The organism is Gordonia pseudamarae, assembly GCF_025273675.1.
In the GTDB taxonomy this organism is placed as follows: domain Bacteria; phylum Actinomycetota; class Actinomycetes; order Mycobacteriales; family Mycobacteriaceae; genus Gordonia; species Gordonia pseudamarae.
Window position 1 is genome coordinate 2,345,504 of sequence record NZ_CP045809.1, and the last position, 25,780, is coordinate 2,371,283.

Sequence of the window (25,780 nt, forward strand, 5' to 3'; positions counted from 1 at the left end):
GCCGGTGACCCCCTCCGACGACCGTCGCACCGGCAGCGCACAGCATCCACTCGATGAGGCGCGGGCGGCCATCGCCCGCCACACCAGACTCGTCGCCGACTTCCCGAGTCCCGGGGTGCAGTTCAAGGATCTGACCCCGGTGTTCGCCGAACCGGCCGGATTCTCCTCGATCATCGGCGCCCTGGCGCACGGGTGCCCCGAGGTCGATCTGGTGGGCGGTATCGACGCCCGGGGCTTCCTGCTCGGCGGGGCGGTGGCGCGGGATCTGGGCGTCGGGGTGCTGGCGGTACGCAAACAGGGCAAGCTGCCACCGCCCGTGCGCACCGTCAGCTACAGCCTCGAATACGGCACAGCGGCACTGGAGATTCCGGCCGACGGCCTCGACCTGGCGGGTCGGCGGGTGCTGCTCGTCGACGACGTCCTGGCCACCGGCGGTACCGCGGTCGCGGCGGCGACACTGCTGCGTGAGGCGGGTGCGCATGTGGTGCGCGTGTCGGTGATCATGGAACTGGCGGCCCTGGGCGGCCGGGCCACCATCGCCGAGGGCATCGGCCCCGACATCGAGGTGCACGCACTGGTCGCCGACTAGACTGTGACGATGTGTTCGGGCCGACCGGTTCACCGCGCCGATCCGGTGGGCGGGGCGTGCGGGACCGGACAGATATACGCCGCGCAACGGCACACCGGCTGAAGGAGACGGCATGGCAGAGGACACAGACACCGTGGCGATGTCCGCCGGCGCCGTGGAGCCGCCGGACGCCGACGAGCAGCCGGGCGAGACCCGGGACGAACAGGTGCGGGACGAGCCGGTGCCGTCGTCGGCATCACGCCGGGTGCGGGCCCGACTGGCCCGGCGGATGACCGCGACCCGCAGTCAGGTGCGTCCGGTCCTGGAACCGCTGGTCACCCTGCACCGCGACATCTACCCCAAGGCCGATATCGCCAAGCTGCAACGCGCCTACGATGTCGCCGACGAACGGCATGCGGGCCAGAACCGTAAATCGGGCGACCCGTACATCACCCATCCACTCGCGGTGGCCACCATCCTCGCCGACCTCGGGATGGACACCACCACCCTGATCGCCGCCCTCCTGCACGACACGGTCGAGGACACCGGGTATTCGCTGGAGCAGCTAGAAGCGGAGTTCGGTGCCGAGGTGGCCCATCTGGTCGACGGGGTCACCAAACTCGACAAGGTGGCACTCGGCAGCGCGGCCGAGGCCGAGACCATCCGCAAGATGATCATCGCGATGGCCCGCGATCCGCGGGTGCTTGTGATCAAGGTGGCCGACCGGCTGCACAACATGCGCACCATGCGGTTCCTGCCGCCGGAGAAGCAGGCCCGAAAAGCCCGCGAAACCCTGGAAGTCATTGCCCCACTGGCGCATAGGCTCGGTATGGCCACGGTGAAGTGGGAGCTCGAAGACCTCTCGTTCGCGATCCTGCACCCGAAGAAGTATGAGGAGATCGTGCGCCTGGTGGCCGACCGGGCACCTTCGCGTGACACATATCTGGCGCGGGTGCGCGCCGACATCACCAACGCCCTGGCCGCCACCCGCATCACCGCGGTGGTCGAGGGCAGGCCCAAGCACTACTGGTCGATCTATCAGAAGATGATCGTCAAGGGCCGCGACTTCGACGACATCCACGACCTGGTGGGTGTGCGCATCCTGTGTGACGAGGTGCGCGACTGCTATGCAGCGGTCGGTGTGGTGCATTCGCTGTGGCAACCGATGGCCGGACGGTTCAAGGACTACATCGCCCAGCCGCGCTACGGGGTGTACCAGTCGCTGCACACCACCGTCATCGGTCCCGAGGGCAAACCCCTGGAGGTGCAGATCCGGACGCAGGAGATGCATCGCACCGCCGAATTCGGCATCGCCGCGCACTGGCGGTACAAGGAGAGCGGCTACCGCGCCAGGGGCAGTAAGAAGTCCGACATCGCCGAGGTCGACGACATGGCGTGGATGCGCCAGCTGCTCGACTGGCAGCGGGAGGCCGCCGACCCGGGTGAGTTCCTGGAGTCGTTGCGGTTCGATCTGGCGGCCCGCGAGATCTTCGTGTTCACCCCCAAGGGGGATGTCATCACCCTGCCGGCCGGGTCGACGCCCGTCGATTTCGCCTACGCGGTGCACACCGAGGTCGGCCACCGGTGTATCGGTGCCCGCGTCAACGGCCGGCTCGTCGCCCTCGAACGCACTCTGGAGAACGGCGAGGTCGTGGAGGTCTTCACCTCCAAAGCGCCCAACGCCGGCCCCAGCAAGGACTGGCAGAGCTTTGTGGTGTCCCCGCGCGCCAAGGCCAAGATCCGGCAGTGGTTCGCCAAGGAACGCCGCGAGGAGGCGCTCGAATCCGGCAAGGACGCCATCGTCAAGGAGGTCCGCCGCGGCGGGTTGCCGATCCAGCGGCTGATGAACGCCGAATCGATGGCGGCGATCGCCAAGGAACTGCGGTATGCCGACGTCAGCGCCCTGTACACGGCGGTCGGGGAGAACCATGTATCGGCGCGCCATGTTGTCAACCGGCTCGTCGCCGTTCTCGGCGGCATCGACGACGCGGTCGACGCGATCGCCGAACGGTCCACACCGTCGACGCTGCCGACGCGCGGGCGCCGAGGTGGCGACGCCGGTGTCATCGTCGCCGGTATCGAGGGCGTGGTGGCCAAGCTCGCCAAATGCTGCACCCCGGTTCCCGGTGACGAGATCATGGGTTTCGTGACGCGCGGCGGCGCGGTCAGTGTGCACCGCACCGACTGCACCAACGTCAGTGCCCTGCGCGATCAGCCCGAGCGGATCGTCGAGGTCACCTGGGCGCCGTCACCGGAGTCGGTGTTCCTCGTCGCCATCCAGGTGGAGGCGCTCGACCGGCATCGGCTGCTGTCGGATGTGACCAAGGTGCTCGCCGACGAACGGGTCAACATCCTGTCCGCATCGGTCACCACCAGCCGCGACCGGGTGGCGGTCAGCAAGTTCACCTTCGAGATGGGCGATCCCAAACACCTCGGTCACGTGTTGAACGTGGTGCGCAACGTCGAAGGCGTCTACGACGTCTACCGCGTCACCTCGGCCGCATAGGCGCGAACCGACATCGTCGTCGTGCGTGGTTTCGGGGCTCGTAGGCTCATACCTCAACCGGCGGGTTGTCGCTGGTTGAGGTGTGAGGAGCGTCAGCGACGAGCCTCGAAACCCGGTGAGATGAGCATGTCGTCTCGTGTGGTTTCGAGGCTCGCGTCGACGACGGCCGGATGGGGCGGTCAGTCCTTGATGGTTGCGGTGGCGATGTTGACCGGCAGTTTCGGTGCGCCGTCCTCTTTGCTGCCGGACGCGCCGGGCACGATACCGCCCTTGGCGACCTTGTCGAGCACGGCGAGACCGGCGTCGCCGACGGTGCCGACGACCGCGTAGTCGGCGGGCAGGGTGGTGTCACCGATGACCAGGAAGAACTGGCTCGACCCGGAGTTGGCCTGTCCGTTGTTGGCGATGGCGATGGTGCCGCGCGGATAGGTGACGGCCTGTTGTCCCATCGCGTTGGGGGTGCCGGAGGCCTTGAGGCCGGTGGGCGGTTCGTCGGGGCTGGTCCAGCCGGGCCCACCCATGCCGGTGCCGCTGGGGTCACCGCACTGAAGGACCTTCAGCGTCGCACTCGAGGTCATCCGGTGGCAGCTGGTGTTGTCGAAGAACTTCGCCCTGATCAGCGTTTCGATGGCACCGGTGTTGCACGGGGCCGATTCACGCTTGAGCGTCACCGGGATCGCGCCCTGGTTGGTGTCGAACACCGCGTCGAGGGTGCCCTTTTTGAGCTGCTTGTCGCCGGGTTTGGGGGAGGACCTCTTCTTTGCCAGGTAATCCTCGACCTGCTTGTTGTACTCGACGACCTGTTCGCGGTATTCGGCGCGCTGGGCTGCCGGGACCTGCGCGGGCGGGTCCACCGGCTGCGTTTGCGGATCTTCCTGCGGACCCCACACACACGCGGTCCAGCGTTCCTTCTCGCGGTCGTCGGACACCTTCTTGACCACCAGGCCGGTGATGGTTCCGGCCACCACGACGACCACCGCCACCGAGACCCCGATGATGGTCATCCGGCGTTTGCGCGCGGCACGCTGCTCGCTTTCCAAACGCTCTTCCAGTTTGCGTTTGGCCGCTTGTCGGCGCTCCTCATTGGTCGACACGCTGGTGAACCCTCCCTGTGGACGTCGGCGCTACTCGACTCGCCAGTGTGCCAGCACTACCTGAGAGTCGGGCACGGCGGGTACTGGCGCCGACGACCCGGCGGGCCCGCGCGCGCGGAGCCCTGCGACAATGGGCCGATGCTGATCACCGGGTTTCCCGCCGGAATGTTCCAGACCAACTGCTATCTGCTCGCCCCGCAGCCGGGTGGGCAGGCGGTCATCATCGACCCCGGTCAGGACGCCGCGCCCCAGGTCAGGGCGTTGCTCGCCGAACATGACCTCACCCCGGCGGCGGTGCTGCTGACCCATGGGCATCTCGATCACACCTGGAATGCCACCGAGTTGTGTGACGAGTTCGCGATCCCGGCCTACATCCATACCGCCGACCGTCCGATGCTCACCGATCCCGGGATGGGGTTGGGTCGGGCGTTGGGTCAGCTGATCGGCGACACCGTGTTCACCGAGCCGCGCCGGGTCATCGAATTCGTCGACGGTGAGACGGTGGAGATCGCCGGTCTGCGCTTCACGGTCGATCTGGCACCCGGCCACACGCGGGGTTCGGTGTTGCTGGGCATCGACGTGGAGGTACCCGTGGACGGTGCCGGGGATGCCGCCGATCCGGCGGTCACCACGGTTCCGGTCTGTTTTTCCGGTGACGTACTGTTTGCGGGGTCGATCGGCCGGACCGATCTGCCCGGTGGTGACCACGACCAGTTGCTCGAATCGATCGAGAAGAAGCTGCTGCCGCTGCCCGACGAGACTCAGGTGCTGCCCGGTCACGGGCCGCAGACCTCGATCGGCGCTGAACGCGCCACCAACCCGTTCCTGCTCGGGATCGGGACCGAGAAGAAGGGACGATTCGGACTGTGAGCGCCGAATTCCAGGCACCACGGGGCATCCCGGATTATTTTCCACCCGCGTCGGCGGATTTCCGCCGTGTCCGCGACACGCTGACCGACGCCGCGCGCCGCGCCGGCTACGGCCACATCGAGTTGCCGATCTTCGAGGACACCGGCTTGTTCGCGCGGGGGGTCGGTGAATCCACTGACGTGGTCAGCAAGGAGATGTACACCTTCGCCGACCGTGGGGGGCGGTCGGTGACGTTGCGGCCCGAGGGTACGGCCGGGGTGATGCGGGCGGTGATCCAGCACGGTCTGGACCGGGGACAGCTCCCGGTCAAGCTCTGCTACGCCGGGCCGTTCTTCCGCTACGAGAAGCCGCAGGAGGGTCGCTATCGCCAGTTGCAGCAGGTCGGGGTGGAGGCCATCGGCGTGGACGATCCGGCGCTCGATGCCGAGGTGATCGCGATCGCCGACGAGGGGTATCGGCGGCTGGGTCTGTCGGGATTCCGGCTGGAGATCACCTCGCTCGGCGACGACGAGTCCCGGCCCCGCTATCGGGAGGCGCTGCAGCAGTTCCTGTTCGGCCTCGACCTGGATGAGCCCACGCGCAAGCGGGCAGAGATCAACCCGCTGCGCGTTCTCGACGACAAGCGGCCGGAGATCAAGGAGGCCACTGCAGGCGCACCGCTGCTGCTGGACTATCTGAGCGATGCCGCGCGCGAGCATTTCGATATCGTCCTGGGCCATCTGGCCCGGCTGGGCGTTCCGTACGAGATCAATCCGCGGCTGGTCCGCGGGCTCGACTACTACACCAAGACGACCTTCGAATTCGTCCACGACGGTTTGGGCGCGCAGTCCGGGATCGGCGGGGGCGGCCGCTACGACGGGCTGATGCGGCAGATCGGCGGCAAACAGGATCTGTCGGGTATCGGTTTCGGAATCGGTGTGGACCGTACGATCCTGGCGATGCGGGCCGAGGGTGTCGCGGATGCCGAGGCGGCCCGCTGCCAGGTGTTCGGGGTGCCGATGGGTGCGGCGGCGAAGGCCGAACTCGTTGCGCTGGCCGGTCGGTTGCGTGCGGCCGGGATCAGTGTGGACCTGGCCTACGGTGACCGCGGGCTCAAGGGCGCGATGAAGGCCGCCGACCGTTCGGGTGCGCGGCTGGCGCTCGTCCTGGGTGAACGGGAGATCGAGGAGGGCGTGATCGAGGTCAAGGACCTGTCGAACGGCGAGCAGCGCACGGCGGCCCTGGGCACCGTGGTCGACGAGGTGATCGCCACCCTCGGCTGAGCGCCGGGGCCGGTGGACGGCGTGGCCTCACCCACGTTGTTTCTCAGCTATGAAATAGCCGACACGGACGTTTGGCCCTCCGCCGGCACCGGCGGCGGTGGCAGACTGGATGTGGACGGAAATGTCCTGGTGAGCGCTATGCTGGTCGCTGATCTGGGCGGCCGGCGAGGGAAGAGGTGTGGTGACGATGACACTCGATGCACCGATCGTGGTGGCGGTCGACGGTTCCGATCAGGCGCGACATGCGCTGGCCTGGGCGGTCGCGGCCGCAGTCCGGGAAGGGCGGCAACTCAAGGTCGTGACCGTCGTGGAGGCGGTGTCGGACTACAGCGGCATGGTCCTCACCCAAGATCTGATCGACGACATCTACGGCTACGCCAAGGACCTCATCAACGAAGGCCTGACCACGGCGACCGAACTGGCGCCCGGCATCGACGTGACCGGTGAGGTCCTCACGGGCAAGCCCGCCCTGCGGCTGCGTGAGGCGTCGAGCCGCGCGCACCTGCTGGTGGTCGGCAGCCGTGGCCGCGGCGGTGTCAAGGGGCTGCTGCTCGGTTCGGTGAGCGCGGACGTCTCCGCCCACGCCGACTGCCCTGTCGTGGTCGTGCCGGGGGCGTTCCCCACCACCGGGCCCGTCGTCGTCGGTGTGGACGGTTCGCCGGCCGCCCGCGAGGCGGCGACGCACGCGTTCGCCGCGGCGCAGGAGTTGGGCACCTCGGTGGTGGCGGTGACCACCTACGGCTCGTTCTCGGGCAAGCATTTCTTCGGCACCGAGGACCGGCACGGCGACAGTGAGGCAACGCTGCGGCGGTTCCGCGAAGAGGCCGCCGAAACCCAGTCCGTACAGTTGGCGGGTCTGCGTGAGGACTATCCGGGTGTCGCCGTCGACAGTGACATCGCCACGGTCCGGCCCGCCGAGCGCATCGTGGACCGCGCCGACGACGCCCAGCTGATCGTCATCGGCAGCCGTGGCCGGGGTGGTTTCCGTGGTCTGCTGCTCGGCTCCAACAGCCGCGCGGTGCTCCAGGTGGCCCCCTGCCCGGTGATGGTGGTGCACGCCGACTGACCCAGCCCGGTCCCGGTGTGCGGGGCGTACAGTCTGGTGGGTCCACTCCCGGGCAGGTATCTGCATCAACATCGCAAGAGCAAAGGGGCTGATGGTGGTAGCGAGCAACGCGCCGATAGTGGTGGCGGTCGACGGTTCGGACGAGGCGCTCAGAGCTGTGCGCTGGGCGGCGGCCGAGGCGGTCCGCGAAGCGGCCCCGCTGTCGGTGGTGTCGGTGGTGGAGCCGTTCATCGCACCGTTCGGACAGAATGTCGCCGGCTGGGTGGAGGCCGAACAGTACGTCGAGGCCGCCCGTGGCCTGGCCCAGGGCACCGTCGACGTCGCACTCGACCTGGTCGCCGAAATCGCGCCCGCTGTCTCGGCCGACGGTGAGGTGATCGACGGACGTCCGGCCCTGGTGTTGCGCGAGCTGTCCAGCCGTGCCCGGATGATCGTCGTCGGTCGACGTGGCAAGGGCGGGGTCGTCGGGCAACTCCTGGGTTCGGTGAGCAGCGACATCGCCGCGCACAGCAACTGCCCCGTGGTGGTGGTCGGTGAGCGCCTGCCCGAATCCGGCCCGGTGGTGGTCGGGGTGGACGGGTCACCGGCATCGACGGGCGCCATCACACAGGCGTTCGTGCATGCCGACATGCTGGGCACGTCGCTGGTCGCCGTGCACAGCTACGGCGGATTCGCCGGGGACGCCTTCTACGGCCAGGGCGCGGAGGTGTTGCGCAGGCTCAACGACGAGGCCGTGCAGTCCCTGGGATCACAGCTCGCCGGCTACCGTGAGGATCATCCCGACGTGACGGTGACCCCGTTCATCTCGGCTTCCCCTGCGGCGTCGGCCATCGTGGAGGCAGCCGGGGACGCCCGATTGATCGTGGTCGGCAGCCGTGGCCGCGGTGGCTTCCGCGGTCTGCTGCTCGGTTCGACCAGCCATGCGGTGCTGCATGTCGCGCCGTGTCCGGTGCTCGTCGTCCATTAGCCCGCGCCCCCGGATCGGCGCGCCTGCCATCTCGGCAGAACGTCCGCGATCGCCGTCTCGAACGTCTGCATGGTTGCCACGTGCGGTGGCCCGGTGCGTGGCCATGGAATCACCACGTCGGTGAACCCGAGTTCAGCCGCCCGCCCGATCAGGTCGTCGAGGGCGCCCGCACCGGCGAGCGGGTCGAGCGGCGACCAGGTCAGGCTCAGGTAGCGGGGAAACCGGTCGCCGCCCGGACGCTCGGTGAGGGCCTCGTCGAGGATCCTCGCACTGCGGACGATCCCGGCCAGCCAGTCGTCGACGCTGTCGGCGCGGGTGCCGGTGGTGATCCAGCCGTCACCGTGGCGTGCGGCGAACCGCACCGACCGGGGCCCGTTCCCGGCGAGCAGCAACGGGATACGGTCGCGGACGGCTCCGCCGACCAGGCGCATGTCGACGGCGCGGTAGTGCTCACCGGCGAAGTTCACATGATCATCGGTGAGGATGAGGTCGAGCAGCCGCACGAATTCCTGGAAGCGGTCGACCCGTTCACGCGGGGTCACCGGGTGCTGACCGAGCAGCACATCGTCGGGGGTGCCACCGGCGCCCAATCCCATCAGTAGCCGGTCACCGGCGATGTCCAGGAGGGTCTGCAACTCACGCGCCAGCGGCACCGGATGCCGGAAGTTGGGGGAGATGACGAACGCGCCCAGTGGTATCCGGGTGGTGACCAGGGCCGCGGCGGTGAGTGTCGGGATACACGAGAACCATCGGTTGTCCGGCAGCGAACCCCACACCAGATGGTCGAACGTCCACGCGTGGTCGAAACCCATCTCCTCGGCCCGCCGCCACTCGTCGCGCGCCTGCTGCCAGGGATGGTCGGGAATGATGTAGACACCGATGTGCATGACCCGAGCGTAGCGAGCGGGCCGCAGGGCAGAGGACAGAAGCTGACCTGGTTGAGTGAAACACTCGTCCGGTCAGCGGTAATCACCGAGTTTGATGATCGTCGCGGTTGATGATCACCGAGTTGTTCGAGGAGTGGCGGGATGAGCGTGGAGTTTCAGGTGACCTTCGATTGCGCCGACCCGGCGGGCCTCGCGGGGTTCTGGGCGCGGGTCCTGCACTACGAGGTGCAGGGGCCGCCGCCGGGGTTCACCACCTGGGACGAGGCCCTGGACGCGTTCGGGGTACCGGCCGGCGAACGTAACAGCCGGTCGGCGATCATCGACCCGGCCGGGACGGGGCCGCGTGTCTTCTTCCAGCGGGTCCCCGAGGGGAAGGCCGCGAAGAACCGGGTGCATCTGGACGTGCGGGCGGCACCGGGCCTGACCGGCGGCGACAGGATGGCCGCGCTGGAGGCCGAGGCATTGCGGTTGATCGACCTGGGTGCCCGGAGGGTGCGGCGATTCGAGCCGGCACCGCCGATGGAGGCCGGGTTCATCGTGATGACCGATCCGGAGGGCAACGAGTTCTGTCTCGACTGAGCGCACCGCGTCCGGTGCGCGGTGCCTACCTGGGGACTCGCGCCGGGGGGCAGACCCAGCGGCCGATGAACTCTCGTAGTTCGGCATCCGAACGCGGCGGTGTGGTCGGGTACTGCAGCAGGCTCAGGAACACCCGCATCACCAGCTCGGCCAAACCGGCCATCGCCTCGTCGTCGTAGCCGTTGTCGGCCCACGCCACGGGCAGCCGGCCCAGCATCTGCGCGCCGAGGGAGATACCGCTTTCGGATGTGGCCTCGCGGGTGAACAGTTCGGTCTGCCCGGCCCGCAACAGCAGACCCATCGACGGTTCGTCCGGTAACCGGTTGAGGCAGTACAGGATCGTTTCGATGATGGCGTCGTCGACGGTGCTGACATGGGCCAGGTCGCGGCGCATACGGTCGAGGAAGTCGTCGGCGCCGGCCTGCGCGACGGCCGCCAGCATGTCGTTGACCGATTTGAAGTAGCGATACACGGTTTGGCGGGTGACGCCGAGCTCGTTGGCAACGTCGGCCAGGGTGGTCTTGCTGACCCCGTGCCGTTCGACCGAGGCGATGGCGGCGTTGAGAATGCGGCTGCGGGCCTCCTCGGAATCTGCCGGAAGGTTGCCCTGCCAGCCGCGCGTTCTCATTCGCCCATACTTTCACACCGGGCGCAGTGGCCGGCGGGTGCCCGAGTCACCGGTATCGACGGTGTGGCCGGCGTCCGGGGCGCGTCCGAGGGACAGCGCGGCCGCCAGCGAACCGACCGCCACCACCAGACATGCGATCACGTAGGGGAGGCTGCCGACGGGTGTGCCGTCGTCGGTGATGCCGTCGGCGGCACCGAAGTAGGCCGGGAGTGCGGCGATCCACAGCCCGATGTGTACCCCGAGGAACATCAACGGGAACACGAGCAGGAACGGCCGGGCCGAACGTGCGGGCCGCGCCGCCGACCCCGAGGCCCGCACCCTGCGCCACTGGGTGGCGAGCAGGTACAGACCGATCAGCCACAGCGCGAGGATCTCGATGCCCAGCACGATCGCCTGCCCGGTGAGGTTCGCGTCGTCGCCGCGACCGAACACCGACGCCGGGATGCCCATGAGCGGCATCGAGATCACGGCCACCACACCCGAGGCCACGATCCGCCACGCCAGCGACAGCCCTCGGGGCGCCGCCCCGGCCAGGGTGGGCCTGGCGACGAGCCGGGCGCACATGTAGGTGAGTACACCGAACGACACGGAGGCGAACAGCCACACACTGTTGAGCGGCACCGACGCCAGCAACGGCGCCGCGGCCGGGTTGCCGAGATCGGCGGCACCGCTGCCGTTGCCGTAGAATGGCTCGTCGACGTTCCACGCCCACCATTTCAGCTGCGGCCCCAGCTGATCGAAGATTTCGTAGAACACCTGGTACACCAGTGCCACACACACCGCTCCCCTGAGTTCCGAATATCTGCTGCCGTCGAAGAATCCGAACGACCGCACGATCTCGTAGGCGACCTGACTGAGCGCCGGATAGAAGCACACGATGTACAGCGGCAATCTGTCGTACATGAAGTCGACGGTGAACACGTTGTGCGCGAACATGAATCCCATCGCGTCCTGCATTCCGAACCACTCCGGGAAGTACAGGGGCGGTTCGATGACGAACAGGTACACCAGCGAACCGAGCCACAGTGCGAGGTTGGTGGGATCGCCGTCGCGGCGCAGTCGGCCGATCGCGTGCACGAGCGCGAGGATCGCGCCGACGATGATGGTCAGCTCCAGGATCGGCAGGGTCCAGTTCTCCAGGCCGAACGGATTGCGCAGCGCGGCGACGGGATTGGCGTCCTCGCAGATGAAGCCCAGGTAGCGAGTGATGACGTATGCCGGGGTGTCCGGATCGCATACGGCCATGAAGGGTGCTCCTCGATGCTGGCGACGGGGGTCGGCCGCTCAGGCGACCGGGCTGGTCTCGGATGCCGGCGGGGCCGTCGCGGGGCGTTCGATCACCGTCGCCGGACCACCGGGGTGGGCCGTGAAATCGCGGTAGATCTGCGACGGCGGATCGAGTTCCTGGTCGAACCCGATCGGCAGCCTGTTGCGTTTGAGTGCCTTCTTGACGGCGAATCTGGCCATGCCCGTCAGGAATCTGCGGTCGCGCACCATGTCGGTGACCGACTCGTCGAGGTTGAACACGGCGGTGAAGTGCGCTTCCAGGTGCGGGTCTTCGCGGGTGGCCGCCGACAGCAGGTTGAACAGCGGCCAGCTCAGCCGCTGGGTGAGGCGTTGCTGCCAGCGCGGGGCCGTGTCGGTGCCGGTGGCATTGGCGTAGCCGCGATCGCGGGCGAGGGCAAGGGTCCAGATGTCGTCGAGGAGCTTGGACTGTTCGGCGAAATATGCCTTGTAGAAGCCGGGTTCGATGGCGGAGTCCCGCTCGCGCAGCATCTGGCCGAGCAGTACCGAGCACTTGCCCGCCGAGCTCATGCCCTGGGCGTAGAACGGGTTGAAGCCGCAGATGGCGTCGCCGATGACGAGCAGCCCGATGGGCGGGTTGTCGAGCTTGTCGTAGCGTTTGCGCATGTTGCCGGTCGACTTGGTGACGAACACCTTTGACAGTGGGGTGCAGCGTTCGACGGCCTTGGCGAACGCCGGTGCCCGCAGGCGCCGGGTGGTCTGGATGAAGTCGTCTTCGGTGCGCGGCATGGGGTGCCCCCACGAGCCCATCGTCACCAGCACACGGTCGCCTTCGATGGGGAAGATCTGGCTGATGAAATCGTGTTCGACCGGATGCGGCGCCCATTCCTGGGTGGGCATGATCGACATGTGATGCCACCACCAGTCGTCGGGTCGCTCGGTGGGTTTCTGGAACCACTGGGTGGTGTAGGTGCAGCCGGCGTCGAGTGACTGGACCGGTGGGGCGGGCCAGCCGGCTTTCTCCAGCCACGCCGACACGGCCGATCCACGACCGAGGGTATCGATGACCAGATCGGCCTCGATGAGCCGTTTGGCCGGTCCCTTGTCGCCACCGGTGAGCCACACACCGGTGACCGCGCCGCCCGGCAGGCCGCCGTCGACGGTTTCCAGACCGGTGACGTTGACGCCTTCGAGGACGGTGATGCCGGTGACCTCGGCGAGTTTGTTGCGCAGGACCCGTTCGATGAGCAGCCGTGAGGCGTAGACCATGCTCATCGTCGATTCGGCCCGGGGAATCCAGCCGGCGCCTTCGCAGTGTGCCGCCGACACCGACGGCATCAGATGCATTCCGCCCGCGGCGATGAGGTCGTCCTCGTAGCCGGGGAAGAGCGTGTCCATGGCGCGGCGGCCCGAGTTGAGCAGAAAGTGCGGATGTTTGCTCTGCGGTACTCCGCGTCGGTGCTCCATGTTGTCGGCGATGACATCGCGTTCGAGGATGATCACCTCGTCGAAGTGGGGCGCGACGGCTCCGGCCGCGCACATGCCGGCGATGCTCCCGCCGAGGATTACCGCCGTCTTGCCCAAGCTCATCTGCCCGCCTCCCGATCATACGATCATACGTTTACTGAATGATGTATGACCGTAGGGTGTGAACGGGGTCACGTCAAGGGGTGGTGGTAAACGAGAATCGGCCGGTCCCTGGAGTAGGACCGGCCGAGCTGGGGCCGGATGCCCGGCCGAGAGAAGTGGTTCAGGTGAGCTTGCGGTGATCCCACGAACGGATGCGCCGTGGTTCGACGACGATGACCACCCGCTTGTTCATCATGAACTCGACGGCGGGTTTCATCTCGTCGGTGTAGGGGGCCTGATAGCGCTCGAACACGCTGATCGCGGCCGGCCAATACTCGGACTCGTCGGGGTGCACGATGCGCGCCGTCCCGTCGATCGCCACCCCACGCAACTGGTCGTAGCTCTCGCCGTCCTCGACGCTGACGCTCAGCCGCGGATCACGCAGCAGGTTCACCGCCTTCTGTGATTTGATCTTGGTTTCGAAGCAGACCTTGCCGTCGACGAATCCGTACCACATGGCGACCTGGTGCGGATACCCGCCGGGGCCGTTCGTCGCCAGGGTCGCGGTCCTTCCGTCGTTCAGGAACTGGGTGACTTCGTCGTCGGTCATGACGATCTGGGCTCGCTGATTGGCCATCGATGGCCCCTCCCTCGGGTGCTGTCAGGTGTATCCACCCTATGACGCGGTGGACAGGTGTCCGCGGGCGATTCGCGGAATTGCCTCCGATCGCCGAATCTGTTGACTCCCAGTAACTCCTACGCGCGGGCAATCGGATCATGGGTTGCGTCACGTTCCCGTGGTCGATGCGCTCCGGCCCTGAAGGACCGGGCTTGCGCGCTCCGTTTCCCGGTCAGATCAGATAGTGCAGGTTCGAGACCACGCTCTGACCCAGCTCCACATCGCCGTCGATGGTGACCGACGCCGTATCGGCGGTCGTGCGGGCACCGATCAGCCGCGCGTAGTCGACGACGTCCACGTGCAGCACGACATCGGCGGCGCCGTCGATGGTTGGCACCACGGTGGCACGTTCGCCCACCGACACATGCACCGCCGCGGGTGCGATGCCGGTGAAGTCGACGGTCACCGTGCTGCCGATGGGCGCCCGGGCGCGTTTACCGATCAGGAAGGGTAGCGACGCGGCCATCTCCGCACGGGTCACCGCGGCGGGTGCCGGATCACCGGGGACACCCAGCCCCAGCGAATCTCGGACATCGACCTCGTGGATCCAGCAGTCGAACACCCGGATCCGCATGAACCGGCCGTGTGAGTCCTTCCCGGCAGGGGTGAATCCTTCCGCATTCCAGTCTGATTCGCTGATCGTCCGCAACGCCTGGCCGCGTAGGTCGGTCACTTCGCGAAGATCCGCGATCACTTCGGCGCGGCTGTGGGTCCGGTAGTGGTCGAGCCAGTTCTCGTTGAGCTCGCCGATCGGGTTACGCACGTGGTCCAGGTCCGCGACCGCCCGGATGGGTTCGACGGTCCGTCCCGTCAATGACCATTCCGTGCCCGCGATATGCGCGAACAGATCGGCCACCGACCACCCGGCCAGGATCGACGGCGCACCCCACTGGTCGTCGTTGAGACTGTCGGCGAGGTCGATGAGTGTCGCCCACTGCGCACCCAGCGCGTCGACGGTCTGCTCATGGGGGACTTGTGTAACCACGTGTTCTCCTCGGGGCTGGTCGGGAGCGGCCCGCGACGGGGTCGTCGTCGTACCTCAGGCGAGAGTATCCACCACGGCCCAACTTTGATGCTGAGGCTGCTGGGTCGTCGAACCGGGAACCATCAGCTGACCCTCGACCGCGAGCAAGGTCACCGACCCGAAGGCGGCCGAGCGGCTCAAGCGGTATTCCTTCGACGATGATGCCGACAAACACACCGGAACCGACTTCGTGTGGGAGTTGCTGCTGGTGTGCGGCGATCGGGCTGCCGCCGACACTTGGTCCTGGTCGGTCCGAGCTGCCCCTGCGGACGATATGCCCCTGCGTTGATTTTGCGCTGAGGTGCCGTGATCGGCAGCCATACTGAGCTTACGCGTTTCACCCGCAACCGATCGTCAGGAGTGGTCATGGCTGAGAAGAACGACTGGAATTCGCAAATCATCGATGAGTTCAGGGCCAACGAGGGCCGGGTCGGCGGTGGGTTCGCGGGGGCGCCGATGGTGCTCGTGCACCATGTCGGCCGCAAATCGGGCAAGCAGTCCGTCACACCGATGATGTATCTGCCCGACGACACTGATCCCGACACCGTGTACGTGTTCGCGTCCAAGGCGGGCGCCCCGACCAATCCCGCCTGGTACTTCAACCTGACCACCGCGGGCCGCGGCCACGTCGAGATCGGCACCGAGGAGTTCGACGTCACCGTCACCGAGATCACCGGCACCGACCGTGACCGCATCTATGCCGAACAGGCCCGCCGCTATCCGGGATTCGCCGAGTACGCCGAAAAGACCGCCGGAATCCGCGTCATTCCGGTCCTCGCGTTTCATCGGGTCCGGTAGCGTTCGGCCCGCGTGCGGCAAGGTGGATCGCCCCCACGCGGATCGCCTCCGAATCCCAGGTCAGGGCCTACGGCGCTGGTAGTCATTCGCCATAGGTGGAACATGGTGGACGCGGTGACTATGGCGTTGTCCGGCCCGCGCCGCCGAGTTTGTCGTGGAAGAAGGCGAGAACCTGGTCCAGGGTGTCGCGGGTGGGTTGGCCGGGTTCGTCGATCAGGTGGTCGGTGAGCACTGAGTGCGGCATTCCCTGACCGTCGGGGTTGGCCGACGAATCGGGGAGTTCCACACCGATGAAGCCGTCGCCGAGTTGCTCGCGAAGGAAACGGAATCTGTCGGGCGGCGACAACTTGTCCCCGTCGAAACGCGCCCCGAGTATCTGAAGTCCGGCGGCGCATCGTGCCTTGACCACAGTGAGGTCGGCGGCGCTGATATCGATGTTGTTCCGACGGCCCGGTGTGATGGCCAGCGGTAGCGACGGCTGGGACAGGACGGGCGCGAGCATCCGGTCGTCGACGGCCATCGCGAGCGCGAACCCGCCGGTCACGCACATCCCGACCGCACCCACGCCGGGACCTCCGCAGTCGTCGTGGGCCTTGGCGGACAGGGCCCGCAGCCAGCGCACCACCGGCGACGACTTACCGGTCGCGAAGATGGTGAACTCGCGTGACACGCAGACCTCTGCGAGGGACCGCAGCAACACTGACGGCCCGTGAGTGGTGCTGCCGGCGCCGTCGATGCCGAACAGTGACGGCAGATAGACGGTGTACCCGGCGCCTACGACCCGGCGTGCGAAGTCGACCACTGCGGGAGTGATGCCCGGAATCTCCGCGATCACCACCACCGCAGGACCCGACCCCAGCCGGTAGTAGCGATGGATCATGTCGTCGTGGCAGAACGTGTCGGTGGCGAAGTCCGCGAGCGGGTCTGTCATCAGCACAGTGTGCCGCAGATGTGCCTGGATCGCCGCGCGTCGCAGGTCTCGCATTGTCCGCCGATTCTGTGTTGTACATCACATCAGGGCGTACCATGAGAAGCCTCATCGGATAGGAGTCGGCCATGCCCGCACAATCGCGTTCCGCAGTAGTCCGGACCGCCCTGATCGCGGTCTGCGTCAGTGTCGCCGCTCTTCTGGGGACGGCCGGACCGGCGTCCGCGGACGTCCCGCCCGGCGCCTATACCTCCACCACCTGGTCCGGTGGAACGATCCTGTTGCAACGCGACGGCTACGTGCAGGGACGCGACCTGGTCCTCATCGGTCGCTATCGGATCCACCCCCGCAGCGGCGGCTACTACGTGGACTTCTTCCCAGGGCACCGGGTGATCATGAACAGCGATGGCCACGGCGGCTATCGAGGCCCGGCGCTGCTCGGCGGTGTACGGGTCGGCACCTTCACGCTGACGCCTCGCGGTTGACCAGTCTGCCTGATCCGTCCGGGGTCGGCACGGCCGCGGGCCGATCGCCGTGCCAGGGTGCGCGGTCGGAATAGTGCAGCGCGGGCGGGAGACTACCGCCGAGGTGTGTCTGATTCAGTGATGTGTGACACACCCTAGGTGGGACATTCGACCCGTGTTGGGTGAGGACCGCAGTCGTAGCGTGGGATTACCACTGGTCAACGACGATCAAGGAGCGGTCATGACATATGTCAGCATCACGGCACTGGCTTTCCCCAAAGGAATCGAAGCTGAGATCGAAAAGCGCTTCGCCGAGCGCAAGAAGGCGGTCGACGCGGCCCCGGGCTTCGAAAGTTTCGAACTGCTACGCCCGGTTGAGGGGGCGGACCGATACCTTGTCGTGACCCGGTGGGATTCACGGGAAAACTATGAAAAGTGGGATGCCACACGCAATCCCGACGCCCACGCCGAGGATTCCAAGCGCGGTATGAGCGTCGAGGTGTCGGGTTTCGAACTCGTCCAGCACGACGAGTAGCACCGTCCGGTGATCGGCCGGTCGAGATGGATCTGTCACGCCAGTGCTCGATGGAGTGGCTTTCAGGTGGCGGTTACGGTGCGGTCAGAACGCCGTAGCCGGGGACGGTCGCCGGGATCGTGCCCGGTACCACCAGGGCGAGCACGACCTGTCCGGGCCCGGTGACAGCCTTCTTGGACAGGCCCGGACACGTTGATTGCTGGACGCGTAGACGATGACGTCAAGTGACATACCCGATCAGGGCTTCATCTGACTTCAGTTGCATGAAGTGAGGCCGATGGCTAACTTTAGATAAATAAAGTTAGGCGGAGGTGGACCGATGCGATTCGAGGAGCGACTGGCCGACCGGTCGTCATGGAGTACGGCCGGGCGCTGCCCGATCGAGCAGACGATGAAGGTGGTCGGCTCACGTAACGCGATGCTGATCATGCGGGAGGCGTTCTACGGGACGAGACGTTTCGAGGACTTCATGGATCGGGTCGTCATGTCGTCGGCGACCGCGGCCTCGAATCTGAAAGCGCTGACCGGTGCGGGACTGCTCGAGCGGCGCCCCTATCGAGAAGAAGGGGAGAGGTCCCGCCAGGAGTACATCCTCACCGACGCGGGCAACGACCTCATGCCTGTGATCATCGGTCTGTTCGAGTGGGGGATCAAGCATGGTCGGATTCGTACCCGAATCGAAACCGTCCACGCGGGATGCGGGGAGCCGGCCGGGGTGCAGGTGCGTTGCCGTGCCGGGCACCCGCTGTCGTCCGAAGACCTCGAACTGCGGTTGCGCTCCACCTATCCGGAGGAACCCCGATGAGCACGACCGGGGCCGCTTCTCTGGCCGAGGTTTCCGCCGTGTCCCGGACTGCTCCGGGACACTACCGTGCCGACATCGATACGGCGATTCTGCTCCTTGCCGCCGTCTTCACCGACTGTCCGACCCCGACTATCGTGGCGCCCGGCGCCGGACCGGAGAACTGAACAATGACCTCACTCAACGGCGCCGTCGTCCTCGTCACCGGTGCGAACGGGGGAATCGGAACGCATGTCGTCCACGAGGCACTGGCCCGTGGTGCCGCGAAAGTGTACGCCTCCGCACGTAGACCACAGGAGTGGGACGACAGCCGTATCGTCCCGCTGCCGCTCGATGTCACCTCCGCCGCGTCAATCCGCACTGCGGCGGAGGTGGCCACGGACGTATCGGTGCTGGTCAACAACGCAGGCATTGCGCCGTCGACCACCAGCCTCGTCGACATCGACGATGATGAGCTTCGTGCGGTCATGGAGACGAACTTCTTCGGTCCGCTGGGGGTGGCCCGCGCGTTCGTGCCGGCACTATCCGCCCGGGCCGAGGCCGCTCTCATCAACATTCATTCGCTACTGTCCTGGTACGCGAGCATGGGCGTGTACAGCGTATCGAAGGCCGCGCTGTAGTCGGCGACGAATGCGCTGCGGCTCGAACTCGCTCCGTCGGGTGTGCACGTCGTCGGGGTCCACGTTGGCTATGTCGATACGGCCATGGCAGTCCACGCCACGGCATCGAAGGTCGATCCGGCTGATCTGGTCCGGCACATCTTCGACGCCACCGAGGCAGGACAGTTCGAGGTTCTCGGTGACGAACTGACCGTTCAGGTCAAAGCGGGCCTGAGCCAGCCGGTGGAGGCGCTCTACCCGCAACTACTGAACCCGGTCACCCACCAAGAAAGGTAAGGCACAATGTCTGCCCCTGATCTCTCAATTGACGCCGCCAGCGATTTCCTCAAGGCGGCCGGACTTCACATCGACGAAGCCACACCCGACCGGGTGACCGGCCACATCGACCTCGGACCCCAGCACCACACGCCTTGGGGAGTCGTCCACGGAGGCGTGTATCTCACCGCGGTCGAGTCGGCTGCCAGTATCGGCGCCAGCCTGGCCGTCGCGGACAGGGGGCTGATCGCCGTCGGTGTGCACAACGGAACCGACTTTCTCCGTGGCGCCTACGACGGCCGCGCCGATGTCGTCGCCGTCCCGCTATACCAGGGCAACACCCAGCAATTGTGGGAAGTGACAATCACCCGGGCAAGCGATGGCAAGGCGCTCTCGCAGGGAAAGCTCCGGCTCCAGAATGTTGCGCCTCGGGCAAAGGTATGAGTGGAGGTCGGCCGGGCCGACGATCCTGATGTAGGAGGCGCGGTGCATTGGGTGTGATGCAAATGCCACTGGTACCCAGCGTATTCGATTCCCGCACAATCCTCGGGTGTCGGCGGATATGAGAAACTGCCCATATACGGTCACGAAAGTGTCCGCTGACGCTCTATACGTACAACCTTGCCAACTTCGCCGGAATCCCGCGACTGGAACTACGCTCAGTCACACACCCGCATCAGTAGTAGGGCAATGCTGAAAGGTGTTGGAGGGTATGGCAGCATACAGCACTGTTACCGGTAACCCCGAATAGTCGATTCCTGCATAATCCTCGCGGGGGCTGTGCACCGCCGGCTGGTCCACAACGTTACACGTAACGTGTGGGCATGGTGGTGAAGGACAGGGTCGGAGAGTGCCGGCGCCGGATGCGTGAGCGCGGTTTGCGACCGTTGCAGGTCTGGGTTCCTGACGTACGAACGCCAGAGTTTGCCGCGCAAGCCCACAATCAGTCAGTTGTCGTGGCGGAGGCCGACGGGGATGAGCAGGATTTCGTCGAGGCTGTCGCCGCGCCTTGGGACGACGAGGCTGCATCGTGCTGGCAACGCAGTTAGTATGACTGCATGGGTGTGGTAATTACAGTTCGCGATGTACCGGACGCGGTGCGCGATGAGCTCGCAGGGCGGGCCGCGCGAGCGGGCAAATCGTTGCAGGAGTACTTGCGCGGCCTGCTGACGGAGTCTGCGTCACGTCCTCAGGTCGATGACGTGATTGCACGGGCGCGGGCGCGAGTCGGCGCAACCGGAGTTCGGGTCGATGCCGCTGCGATCCTTGATGCACGAGATGCCGACCGACGGTGACGGTGGACGCCGTCTGTGACGCCTCGGCCCTCGTGGCCCTGTTGCTCGACGACGGTCCGGACGGTCGCTGGGCGGTCGGGCAACTGTCCGGCACTCGCTTACTCGCACCGCAACTGGTGATGTTTGAAGTAAGCAATATCATTCGCAGACAAGAACTGGCCGGAGTCGTCAGTGCCGACCAGGCGGTGCAGGCCCATAGTGATCTACTCGACTTGTCGATCGAGCAGTGGCCGTACGAGCTTCTCGGTGCGCGGGTGTGGGAACTCCGCAGCAATCTATCTGGATACGACGCCAGTTACGTCGCGGTCGCCGAATTGGCAGATGCACCGCTCATCACGCTTGACCGTCGCATAGGTAGGGCACCGGGTCTACGGTGTGAGGTGAAGGTTCCATGAGCGTGTCGTCACACGTGAATGATGTTGCGTGGCAGGAAATATGCAGCGGCTTACTGAACACCCTGCGTATTGACTTCGTGCGTATAGCTGCCAGATCGGAGCGCGCCAGGGACTCTTCGGGCGTCTATTTGGATGATCGTTTATGAAGTAGTTCAGCGGCGAGCTTGTGTGCGCGGGTGGTGATGTCGTCGCGGACGAGGCGCATTCGGTCGATACCGTCGATGTCGCGTTCGGAGGGCTCGTCAGTGTCCCAGTTGATGACGGTGACGCCGGGGACATTGACGACGGCTTCCCGACCCAAGGTGATGACCTTGTCGACGCGGGCGAGCAAGATAGGGTCGATTCCGACCGGGCTATGGCCGGTGATGTCGACGCCGACTTCCGCGAGTGCCTGTGCGGAGAGGGGGTTGACGGAGGTGCCGGGGCGCGTGCCAGCGGAGTGAACCTCGATCGCGTCGCCTGCGGCCTGGCGCAGGAGTCCTTCGGCCATTACGGATTTGCCGCCGTTTTTGACGCAGACGAACAACACGGACGGTGTCATGGCAGGTTCCTTTCGGTGGGTCGAGAAGCGTTGGGGGTCAAGCGGTCTCGGAGGGCGAGGGAGACGTAGACCAATGCGACTAGGACGGGGACTTCGATGAGTGGCCCGACGACGCCGGCCAAGGCTTGGCCGGAGGTGGCGCCGTAGGTGCCGATCGCGACGGCGATCGCCAGCTCGAAGTTGTTGCCTGCTGCGGTGAACGCGAGGGTGGTGGTGCGCTCGTAGCCCAGGTGCAGGATCATGCCGAGGAGGTATCCGCCGCCCCACATGATCGCGAAGTACGCCAGCAGTGGCAGCGCGATGCGGGCGACGCCACCGGGGCGGGAGGTGATCTGGTCGCCCTGCAGGCTGAACAGCAGCACGATCGTGAACAGCAGCCCGTAGAGGGCCCACGGTCCGACCCGAGGAAGGAAAGTCTCCTCGTACCAGCCGCGGCCGCGTCGGCGTTCCCCGATTCGGCGGCTCAGGTATCCGAGGAGCAGAGGGATGCCGAGAAATATCAACACCGATTTCGCGATCTGCCACGGCGAGGCGTCGATAGTGGTCTGCTCCAAACCCAGCCAGCCGGGCAGTACCGACAGGTAGAACCAGCCCAGCACAGCGAACATCACGACCTGGAACACAGAGTTGATCGCCACCAGCACTGCGGCGGCCTCCCGGTCGCCGCAGGCGAGGTCGTTCCAGATGATTACCATCGCGATGCAGCGCGCCAGGCCGACGATGATCAGACCGGTGCGGTATTCGGGCAGGTCCGGCAACATCAGCCACGCCAGGGCGAACATGAGCGCCGGGCCGACGACCCAGTTCAGGACGAGTGATCCGATCAGCAGGCGTCGATCGCTGGTGACGGTGTCGAGGCGGTCGTAGCGTACCTTCGCCAGCACCGGGTACATCATGATCAGCAACCCGAGTGCGATCGGTAGCGAGATCCCGTCGACCTGGATCTTGTCGATAGCGGTGTTCAGGCCCGGAACAAGGCGGCCGAGAAGCAGCCCGGCAACCATCGACAACCCGATCCACACCGGAAGGAACCGATCGAGCGTCGACAACTTTCCGGCAACGCTGCGGCTGGACGTCTGGACGCTCACGCCGTGGCCTGCGCAGTCAGAGGCGCCACGATGGCGGCGACTGCGTCGAGGGCGGCCGGAACCACCCGGTAGTGCACCCACGATCCTCGGCGCTCGGACTCGAGGAGCCCGGCGGTTCGCAGGACTTTCAAGTGATGCGAGACCGTCGGCTGAGAGACATCGACCGCTGGCGAGATGTCGCACACGCACGCCTGGCCGCCGTCGTGACTGGCGATCAGACTGAATAGCTGCAACCGCACCGGATCGGCGAGTGCCTTGAACACCGCGGCCGCGTGTACCGACTGATCAGGTGTCAACGGCTCACGCACTAGCGGCGAGCACCGTACTGGTGAGGCCTCAATCTCCAGTGACTTAGACATGTATCAATATTGACGTATATCGATATCGTCCGCAACACGAAGGGCGCCACCCAGCTGGGCGGCGCCCCCCGATCGGGATCAACCCGGTGTCAACAGCATGAGGAGGCCGGTGTGCAGCACGCCGACGAGCCTTGCGAAGCTTGCGTCAGGCCCAGGTCGGAGCTTTCCGCGGTGAAGGCGGGGGCTTCGCCGAAGGTGTTCGAGTCGGCCAGGACGGTGTAGACCTCCCAGCGTTCGCCGTCGGGGGCGCCGACCCACACCTTATCCTGGGTGGCGAAGCAGCAGGTGGTGTTGATCTGCTCCTCGGTGAACAGTCCTTCGCTGGCGAGGCGGGCGATCTCGCCGTGCACGGTCTCGCTGGAGTCGACTTCAACGCCGAGGTGGTTGATGGTGCCGCCCTCGCCGCGATTCTCCAGCAGGACCAGCTTCAGTGCGGGTTCGGCGATCGCGAAGTTCGCGTACCCGGGCTTGACCTTCGCGGGGACGGTGTTGAACAGCTTGCTGTAGAACGCGATCGACGCTTGCAGATCGTCAACATTGAGAGCGAGTTGGACGCGAGACATGAGAACCTCCAAGGCTTTGATGAATGTCGAAGTTTCCGACCATCCCGTTGTATCCCACCCCTTTGATATATGTCAAAGGGGTGGTAGGTTGGGCCCTATGCCCAAGGCACTGCCAGTAATCGATGTCAGCGCTCCGATCTGCTGCGCCCCGTTGGCGGCTGGGCCGATGTCGACTGACACTGCCGTGGAACTCGCGCTGCGGCTCAAGGCTCTCGCCGACCCGATCCGCATCCAGATGATGTCGTTACTCATGGCCGATCCGACCCATGAGATGACCGCCACCGATCTCGCCTCTGCTGTCAGCGTTTCCGGCGGCACCGCGACGCATCACCTCAACCAACTTCGCAGCGCCGGACTGGTCGCGTCACAACGGCGTGGTGTAAACAATCTTTACCGCGCCGAACCTGCCAACCTCGAAGCGCTCCGCGGGGTTCTCGACACCTGCTGCTAGATAGTCGCCTCACGGGCCATTGTCATCGGATCCGGCGACCGGTGTACCGTGCCCAGGTTTTGGCCGAGCGTTCGGCATGGTGGAACGCGACCTGGTGGCTGTAACCCAGGGCGTCGGCGACCACTGGTGGCGGGCATTCGACGACGAGGTCGTCAAGAGCTCTGTTGCGTGCGCCGAGATTGCTGAGTCCGATCCGGCGTAGGCGATGCATGATCGTGTCGGGGTGCAGATGGTCGCCCGTGTGAGTTCCTGGGAACAGCCAGGGGTTGTCATTGTTGCTGGTGCGGAGGTTCGTTCTGCTGTGGACGAGTTCGCGTATCAGCGTGGCGAATGGCTCGGGAACGTCGACGGGGTGTTTGCCGAAGGTGATGGCCATCGGATCTTCGTCGACTATGTCGGTCATTCGGGTTCGCACGATGCTTTTGAGTGGCTGAGCGTAGAGCAGGATCAGGACGCCGGCGACTCGATAGGGAAGTGTCTCACTGCCGCCGGTGACCAATTCCCCGATCCACGCGATGCGCTGTTCCTGGGTGAGCGCGGGACACGTCTGTGCGTATCGGTGGTCAAGGGTGACCGTGGTGAGCCTGTCGCGCTTGCTGACTACCAGGAACGTCCGGATGGCGTGCCGAGTCGTTGGTCCGGCAGCGATCCATTGGTCGACGTCGTTTTGCGTGCAGGTCTGGATGGTGCGGCCGTGGGTCTCATGGAGCCAGCACAGGAACTTCACCGTTTCGGTGATCTCCTGTTTCGCTGATCGCACCGCTGGCTGAGTCTCGTGTCCTGCATCGGCTATCTCACGGATACGTCGTAGGTGGTGCCACGTCGCGAAATGCCGTGATGCTTGGGCGACGTCGACCGGTAGCCCGTCGATCTTGTCCTCGATCCATTGCTCGAACCGGGGGAGCCACGGGTCCCGCGGCGGGAGGAGCCCGTGGTGTTGCATGAGCGCCCGCAGGTGCTCGGTGGCCTTGCCTGGACGCTCGTCGAGACCTTCGTGCGTTGCAGGGATCGACCCGTCGCCAAGGCCCACAAGGAGAGCCTGTACTCGTGGTGAGCGTTTCCAGACGAGCGTCGATTCCGGGCGTTTCGCTGAGCAGAGGGCATTGACGAGGCCGATCAGTGTCGGATCTGTGGGTTTGCCGCCGAGGAGTTCGTAGAGGTCATCGCGGACCGCGCAACGGGCACAGATATTGCGGCGGTGGTGGCCGTTCTCTTCTCCGCACCGCTGGCAGTGAAAGTCGTCAGTGATTCCCGCGCACGGCGCGCACAACGGGACTCCTGATGATGTCGTGGGGCCGGGGAGCAGCCGTTCGACGCCGCAAGAGGGGCACACTCCGTGGATGTGGATTGCGGTGAACCAGCAGGTGAAACACACGCGCCCTTCAGGCCAGTGCTTGGATGCGGGTGGTGGACCGTCCACATCGGTCACAGACCCACCATCCATCAGCCAGGCGCGGTCGGCCGCGGGTCGGTGTGTGCGGTTTCAATCCGTCCGGTCGCATCGCATTCACCTCATGCTGACGCTATTCATCGAGGATGTTGGCGCGCCGCGGGCGCGTCGTGCGGTCGAGTGGCACGACGTTCGGGCCGCTCCCGTCCACGGCGGTGATCCGTGGCATCCCGCCCGCGTTCTCGTCGTATTCTCGCTGGTCCAGCGGGTGTAGCGTTGACACTGAGGTGCCGGTGGGTGAGTCGCACCGATGATTCATCTGGTGCAATACGCAGAGCTTTAGTTTACATAA

The 25,780-nt window shown here is 65.9% G+C and carries 31 protein-coding genes and 1 pseudogene; 19 read left to right on the forward strand and 13 right to left on the reverse strand.

The window, feature by feature from the left end:
* Window positions 1–4 precede the first annotated feature (4 nt).
* Together GII31_RS10345 and GII31_RS10350 are read left to right on the forward strand one after the other, a co-directional pair.
* Complete coding sequence (locus GII31_RS10345; protein ID WP_246222207.1) at window positions 5–589, forward strand: adenine phosphoribosyltransferase; 585 nt, start codon at window positions 5–7, stop codon at window positions 587–589.
* A 112-nt stretch (window positions 590–701) separates the two neighbouring features.
* Window positions 702–3,074: a RelA/SpoT family protein gene (locus GII31_RS10350; RefSeq protein WP_287383637.1), complete on the forward strand. Its 2,373-nt coding sequence runs from the start codon at window positions 702–704 to the stop codon at window positions 3,072–3,074.
* 179 nt (window positions 3,075–3,253) lie between these two features.
* On the opposite strand, the gene GII31_RS10355 is transcribed toward GII31_RS10350, so the two are convergent.
* Window positions 3,254–4,168 carry a peptidylprolyl isomerase gene (locus GII31_RS10355; protein ID WP_213249240.1) on the reverse strand — a complete coding sequence of 305 codons (915 nt, stop codon included), beginning with the start codon at window positions 4,166–4,168 and terminating at the stop codon, window positions 3,254–3,256.
* Between the two features lie 138 nt (window positions 4,169–4,306).
* Between GII31_RS10355 and GII31_RS10360 the strand changes: the two genes are divergently transcribed.
* The 4 genes from GII31_RS10360 to GII31_RS10375 all read left to right on the forward strand — a co-directional run bounded on the left by GII31_RS10360 (window position 4,307) and on the right by GII31_RS10375 (window position 8,333).
* Entirely contained in the window at window positions 4,307–5,038 is a 732-nt protein-coding gene (locus tag GII31_RS10360) for an MBL fold metallo-hydrolase (protein WP_213249242.1), read from the forward strand.
* Window positions 5,035–6,300, forward strand: coding sequence for a histidine--tRNA ligase (hisS, locus tag GII31_RS10365; protein ID WP_213249244.1), 1,266 nt, complete (start codon window positions 5,035–5,037; stop codon window positions 6,298–6,300). Before GII31_RS10360 ends, hisS begins: the two co-directional genes overlap by 4 nt.
* A 187-nt stretch (window positions 6,301–6,487) precedes the next feature.
* Window positions 6,488–7,366: a universal stress protein gene (locus GII31_RS10370; protein ID WP_213249246.1), complete on the forward strand. Its 879-nt coding sequence runs from the start codon at window positions 6,488–6,490 to the stop codon at window positions 7,364–7,366.
* Between the two features lie 91 nt (window positions 7,367–7,457).
* Window positions 7,458–8,333, forward strand: coding sequence for a universal stress protein (locus GII31_RS10375; RefSeq protein WP_213249248.1), 876 nt, complete (start codon window positions 7,458–7,460; stop codon window positions 8,331–8,333).
* On the opposite strand, the gene GII31_RS10380 is transcribed toward GII31_RS10375, so the two are convergent.
* On the reverse strand, window positions 8,330–9,220 hold the full coding sequence (locus GII31_RS10380; protein ID WP_213249251.1) for an LLM class flavin-dependent oxidoreductase: 891 nt from the start codon (window positions 9,218–9,220) through the stop codon (window positions 8,330–8,332). The two genes, GII31_RS10375 and GII31_RS10380, sit on opposite strands and share 4 nt — an antisense overlap.
* Before the next feature lie 141 nt (window positions 9,221–9,361).
* Between GII31_RS10380 and GII31_RS10385 the strand changes: the two genes are divergently transcribed.
* Window positions 9,362–9,799 (forward strand): VOC family protein, encoded by a 438-nt coding sequence (locus GII31_RS10385; RefSeq protein WP_213249253.1) that lies wholly within the window; start codon window positions 9,362–9,364, stop codon window positions 9,797–9,799.
* 25 nt (window positions 9,800–9,824) lie between these two features.
* Here GII31_RS10385 and GII31_RS10390 read toward each other — a convergent pair whose 3' ends face one another.
* The 5 genes from GII31_RS10390 to GII31_RS10410 form a co-directional block, all read right to left on the reverse strand.
* Window positions 9,825–10,427, reverse strand: a complete 603-nt coding sequence (locus GII31_RS10390; RefSeq protein ID WP_213249255.1) for a TetR/AcrR family transcriptional regulator — start codon at window positions 10,425–10,427, stop codon at window positions 9,825–9,827.
* Between the two features lie 12 nt (window positions 10,428–10,439).
* Window positions 10,440–11,672, reverse strand: a complete 1,233-nt coding sequence (locus tag GII31_RS10395; RefSeq protein ID WP_213249257.1) for a hypothetical protein — start codon at window positions 11,670–11,672, stop codon at window positions 10,440–10,442.
* Window positions 11,673–11,711: 39 nt separating this feature from the next.
* Window positions 11,712–13,262 carry an NAD(P)/FAD-dependent oxidoreductase gene (locus GII31_RS10400; protein WP_213249259.1) on the reverse strand — a complete coding sequence of 517 codons (1,551 nt, stop codon included), beginning with the start codon at window positions 13,260–13,262 and terminating at the stop codon, window positions 11,712–11,714.
* 160 nt (window positions 13,263–13,422) lie between these two features.
* Window positions 13,423–13,878 (reverse strand): pyridoxamine 5'-phosphate oxidase family protein, encoded by a 456-nt coding sequence (locus GII31_RS10405; protein WP_213249261.1) that lies wholly within the window; start codon window positions 13,876–13,878, stop codon window positions 13,423–13,425.
* Between the two features lie 214 nt (window positions 13,879–14,092).
* Window positions 14,093–14,905 carry a maleylpyruvate isomerase family mycothiol-dependent enzyme gene (locus GII31_RS10410; RefSeq protein WP_213249263.1) on the reverse strand — a complete coding sequence of 271 codons (813 nt, stop codon included), beginning with the start codon at window positions 14,903–14,905 and terminating at the stop codon, window positions 14,093–14,095.
* A gap of 405 nt (window positions 14,906–15,310) precedes the next feature.
* Here GII31_RS10410 and GII31_RS10415 point away from each other — a divergent pair, with 405 nt between their 5' ends.
* A complete protein-coding gene (locus GII31_RS10415) occupies window positions 15,311–15,742 on the forward strand; it encodes a nitroreductase family deazaflavin-dependent oxidoreductase (protein ID WP_213249265.1) in 432 nt (143 codons plus the stop codon).
* Window positions 15,743–15,860: 118 nt separating this feature from the next.
* Here the strand turns inward: GII31_RS10415 and GII31_RS10420 are convergent, their stop codons facing one another.
* Window positions 15,861–16,673, reverse strand: a complete 813-nt coding sequence (locus GII31_RS10420) for a dienelactone hydrolase family protein (RefSeq protein WP_213249266.1) — start codon at window positions 16,671–16,673, stop codon at window positions 15,861–15,863.
* 125 nt (window positions 16,674–16,798) lie between these two features.
* Between GII31_RS10420 and GII31_RS10425 the strand changes: the two genes are divergently transcribed.
* The 9 genes and pseudogenes from GII31_RS10425 to GII31_RS10460 all read left to right on the forward strand — a co-directional run bounded on the left by GII31_RS10425 (window position 16,799) and on the right by GII31_RS10460 (window position 21,036).
* On the forward strand, window positions 16,799–17,155 hold the full coding sequence (locus GII31_RS10425) for a hypothetical protein (protein ID WP_213249268.1): 357 nt from the start codon (window positions 16,799–16,801) through the stop codon (window positions 17,153–17,155).
* A gap of 220 nt (window positions 17,156–17,375) precedes the next feature.
* The gene (locus GII31_RS10430; protein WP_213249270.1) at window positions 17,376–17,669 is read left to right on the forward strand and encodes an antibiotic biosynthesis monooxygenase family protein; all 294 of its coding nucleotides are present in this window, start codon (window positions 17,376–17,378) and stop codon (window positions 17,667–17,669) included.
* Between the two features lie 319 nt (window positions 17,670–17,988).
* Window positions 17,989–18,474, forward strand: coding sequence for a winged helix-turn-helix transcriptional regulator (locus GII31_RS10435; RefSeq protein ID WP_213249272.1), 486 nt, complete (start codon window positions 17,989–17,991; stop codon window positions 18,472–18,474).
* Window positions 18,471–18,638, forward strand: coding sequence for a hypothetical protein (locus GII31_RS10440; RefSeq protein WP_213249274.1), 168 nt, complete (start codon window positions 18,471–18,473; stop codon window positions 18,636–18,638). Before GII31_RS10435 ends, GII31_RS10440 begins: the two co-directional genes overlap by 4 nt.
* Window positions 18,639–18,641: 3 nt before the next feature.
* Window positions 18,642–19,367, forward strand: a pseudogene (locus GII31_RS10445) (SDR family oxidoreductase).
* Between the two features lie 6 nt (window positions 19,368–19,373).
* A complete protein-coding gene (locus GII31_RS10450) occupies window positions 19,374–19,790 on the forward strand; it encodes a PaaI family thioesterase (protein ID WP_213249276.1) in 417 nt (138 codons plus the stop codon).
* 380 nt (window positions 19,791–20,170) lie between these two features.
* Complete coding sequence (locus tag GII31_RS10455) at window positions 20,171–20,395, forward strand: antitoxin MazE-like protein (RefSeq protein WP_213249278.1); 225 nt, start codon at window positions 20,171–20,173, stop codon at window positions 20,393–20,395.
* Between the two features lie 9 nt (window positions 20,396–20,404).
* Window positions 20,405–20,641 (forward strand): FitA-like ribbon-helix-helix domain-containing protein, encoded by a 237-nt coding sequence (locus GII31_RS22600; protein WP_407649954.1) that lies wholly within the window; start codon window positions 20,405–20,407, stop codon window positions 20,639–20,641.
* Window positions 20,642–20,643: 2 nt separating this feature from the next.
* Window positions 20,644–21,036: a type II toxin-antitoxin system VapC family toxin gene (locus GII31_RS10460; RefSeq protein WP_260840417.1), complete on the forward strand. Its 393-nt coding sequence runs from the start codon at window positions 20,644–20,646 to the stop codon at window positions 21,034–21,036.
* A 124-nt stretch (window positions 21,037–21,160) separates the two neighbouring features.
* On the opposite strand, the gene GII31_RS10465 is transcribed toward GII31_RS10460, so the two are convergent.
* The 4 genes from GII31_RS10465 to GII31_RS10480 all read right to left on the reverse strand — a co-directional run bounded on the left by GII31_RS10465 (window position 21,161) and on the right by GII31_RS10480 (window position 23,587).
* On the reverse strand, window positions 21,161–21,577 hold the full coding sequence (locus GII31_RS10465; protein ID WP_213249282.1) for an arsenate-mycothiol transferase ArsC: 417 nt from the start codon (window positions 21,575–21,577) through the stop codon (window positions 21,161–21,163).
* Window positions 21,574–22,665, reverse strand: a complete 1,092-nt coding sequence (gene arsB, locus GII31_RS10470) for an ACR3 family arsenite efflux transporter (RefSeq protein WP_213249284.1) — start codon at window positions 22,663–22,665, stop codon at window positions 21,574–21,576. Before arsB ends, GII31_RS10465 begins: the two co-directional genes overlap by 4 nt.
* Window positions 22,662–23,024 carry an ArsR/SmtB family transcription factor gene (locus tag GII31_RS10475; protein WP_213249286.1) on the reverse strand — a complete coding sequence of 121 codons (363 nt, stop codon included), beginning with the start codon at window positions 23,022–23,024 and terminating at the stop codon, window positions 22,662–22,664. Before GII31_RS10475 ends, arsB begins: the two co-directional genes overlap by 4 nt.
* A gap of 89 nt (window positions 23,025–23,113) precedes the next feature.
* Window positions 23,114–23,587 carry an ArsI/CadI family heavy metal resistance metalloenzyme gene (locus tag GII31_RS10480; RefSeq protein ID WP_260840418.1) on the reverse strand — a complete coding sequence of 158 codons (474 nt, stop codon included), beginning with the start codon at window positions 23,585–23,587 and terminating at the stop codon, window positions 23,114–23,116.
* 97 nt (window positions 23,588–23,684) lie between these two features.
* On the opposite strand from GII31_RS10480, the gene GII31_RS10485 reads away from it, so the two are divergent.
* Entirely contained in the window at window positions 23,685–24,038 is a 354-nt protein-coding gene (locus GII31_RS10485) for an Rv2640c family ArsR-like transcriptional regulator (RefSeq protein ID WP_213249290.1), read from the forward strand.
* 22 nt (window positions 24,039–24,060) lie between these two features.
* Here the strand turns inward: GII31_RS10485 and GII31_RS10490 are convergent, their stop codons facing one another.
* The gene (locus tag GII31_RS10490; protein ID WP_260840419.1) at window positions 24,061–24,798 is read right to left on the reverse strand and encodes a hypothetical protein; all 738 of its coding nucleotides are present in this window, start codon (window positions 24,796–24,798) and stop codon (window positions 24,061–24,063) included.
* A gap of 754 nt (window positions 24,799–25,552) precedes the next feature.
* Between GII31_RS10490 and GII31_RS10495 the strand changes: the two genes are divergently transcribed.
* On the forward strand, window positions 25,553–25,702 hold the full coding sequence (locus GII31_RS10495; protein WP_213249292.1) for a radical SAM family protein: 150 nt from the start codon (window positions 25,553–25,555) through the stop codon (window positions 25,700–25,702).
* Window positions 25,703–25,780: the final 78 nt, after the last annotated feature.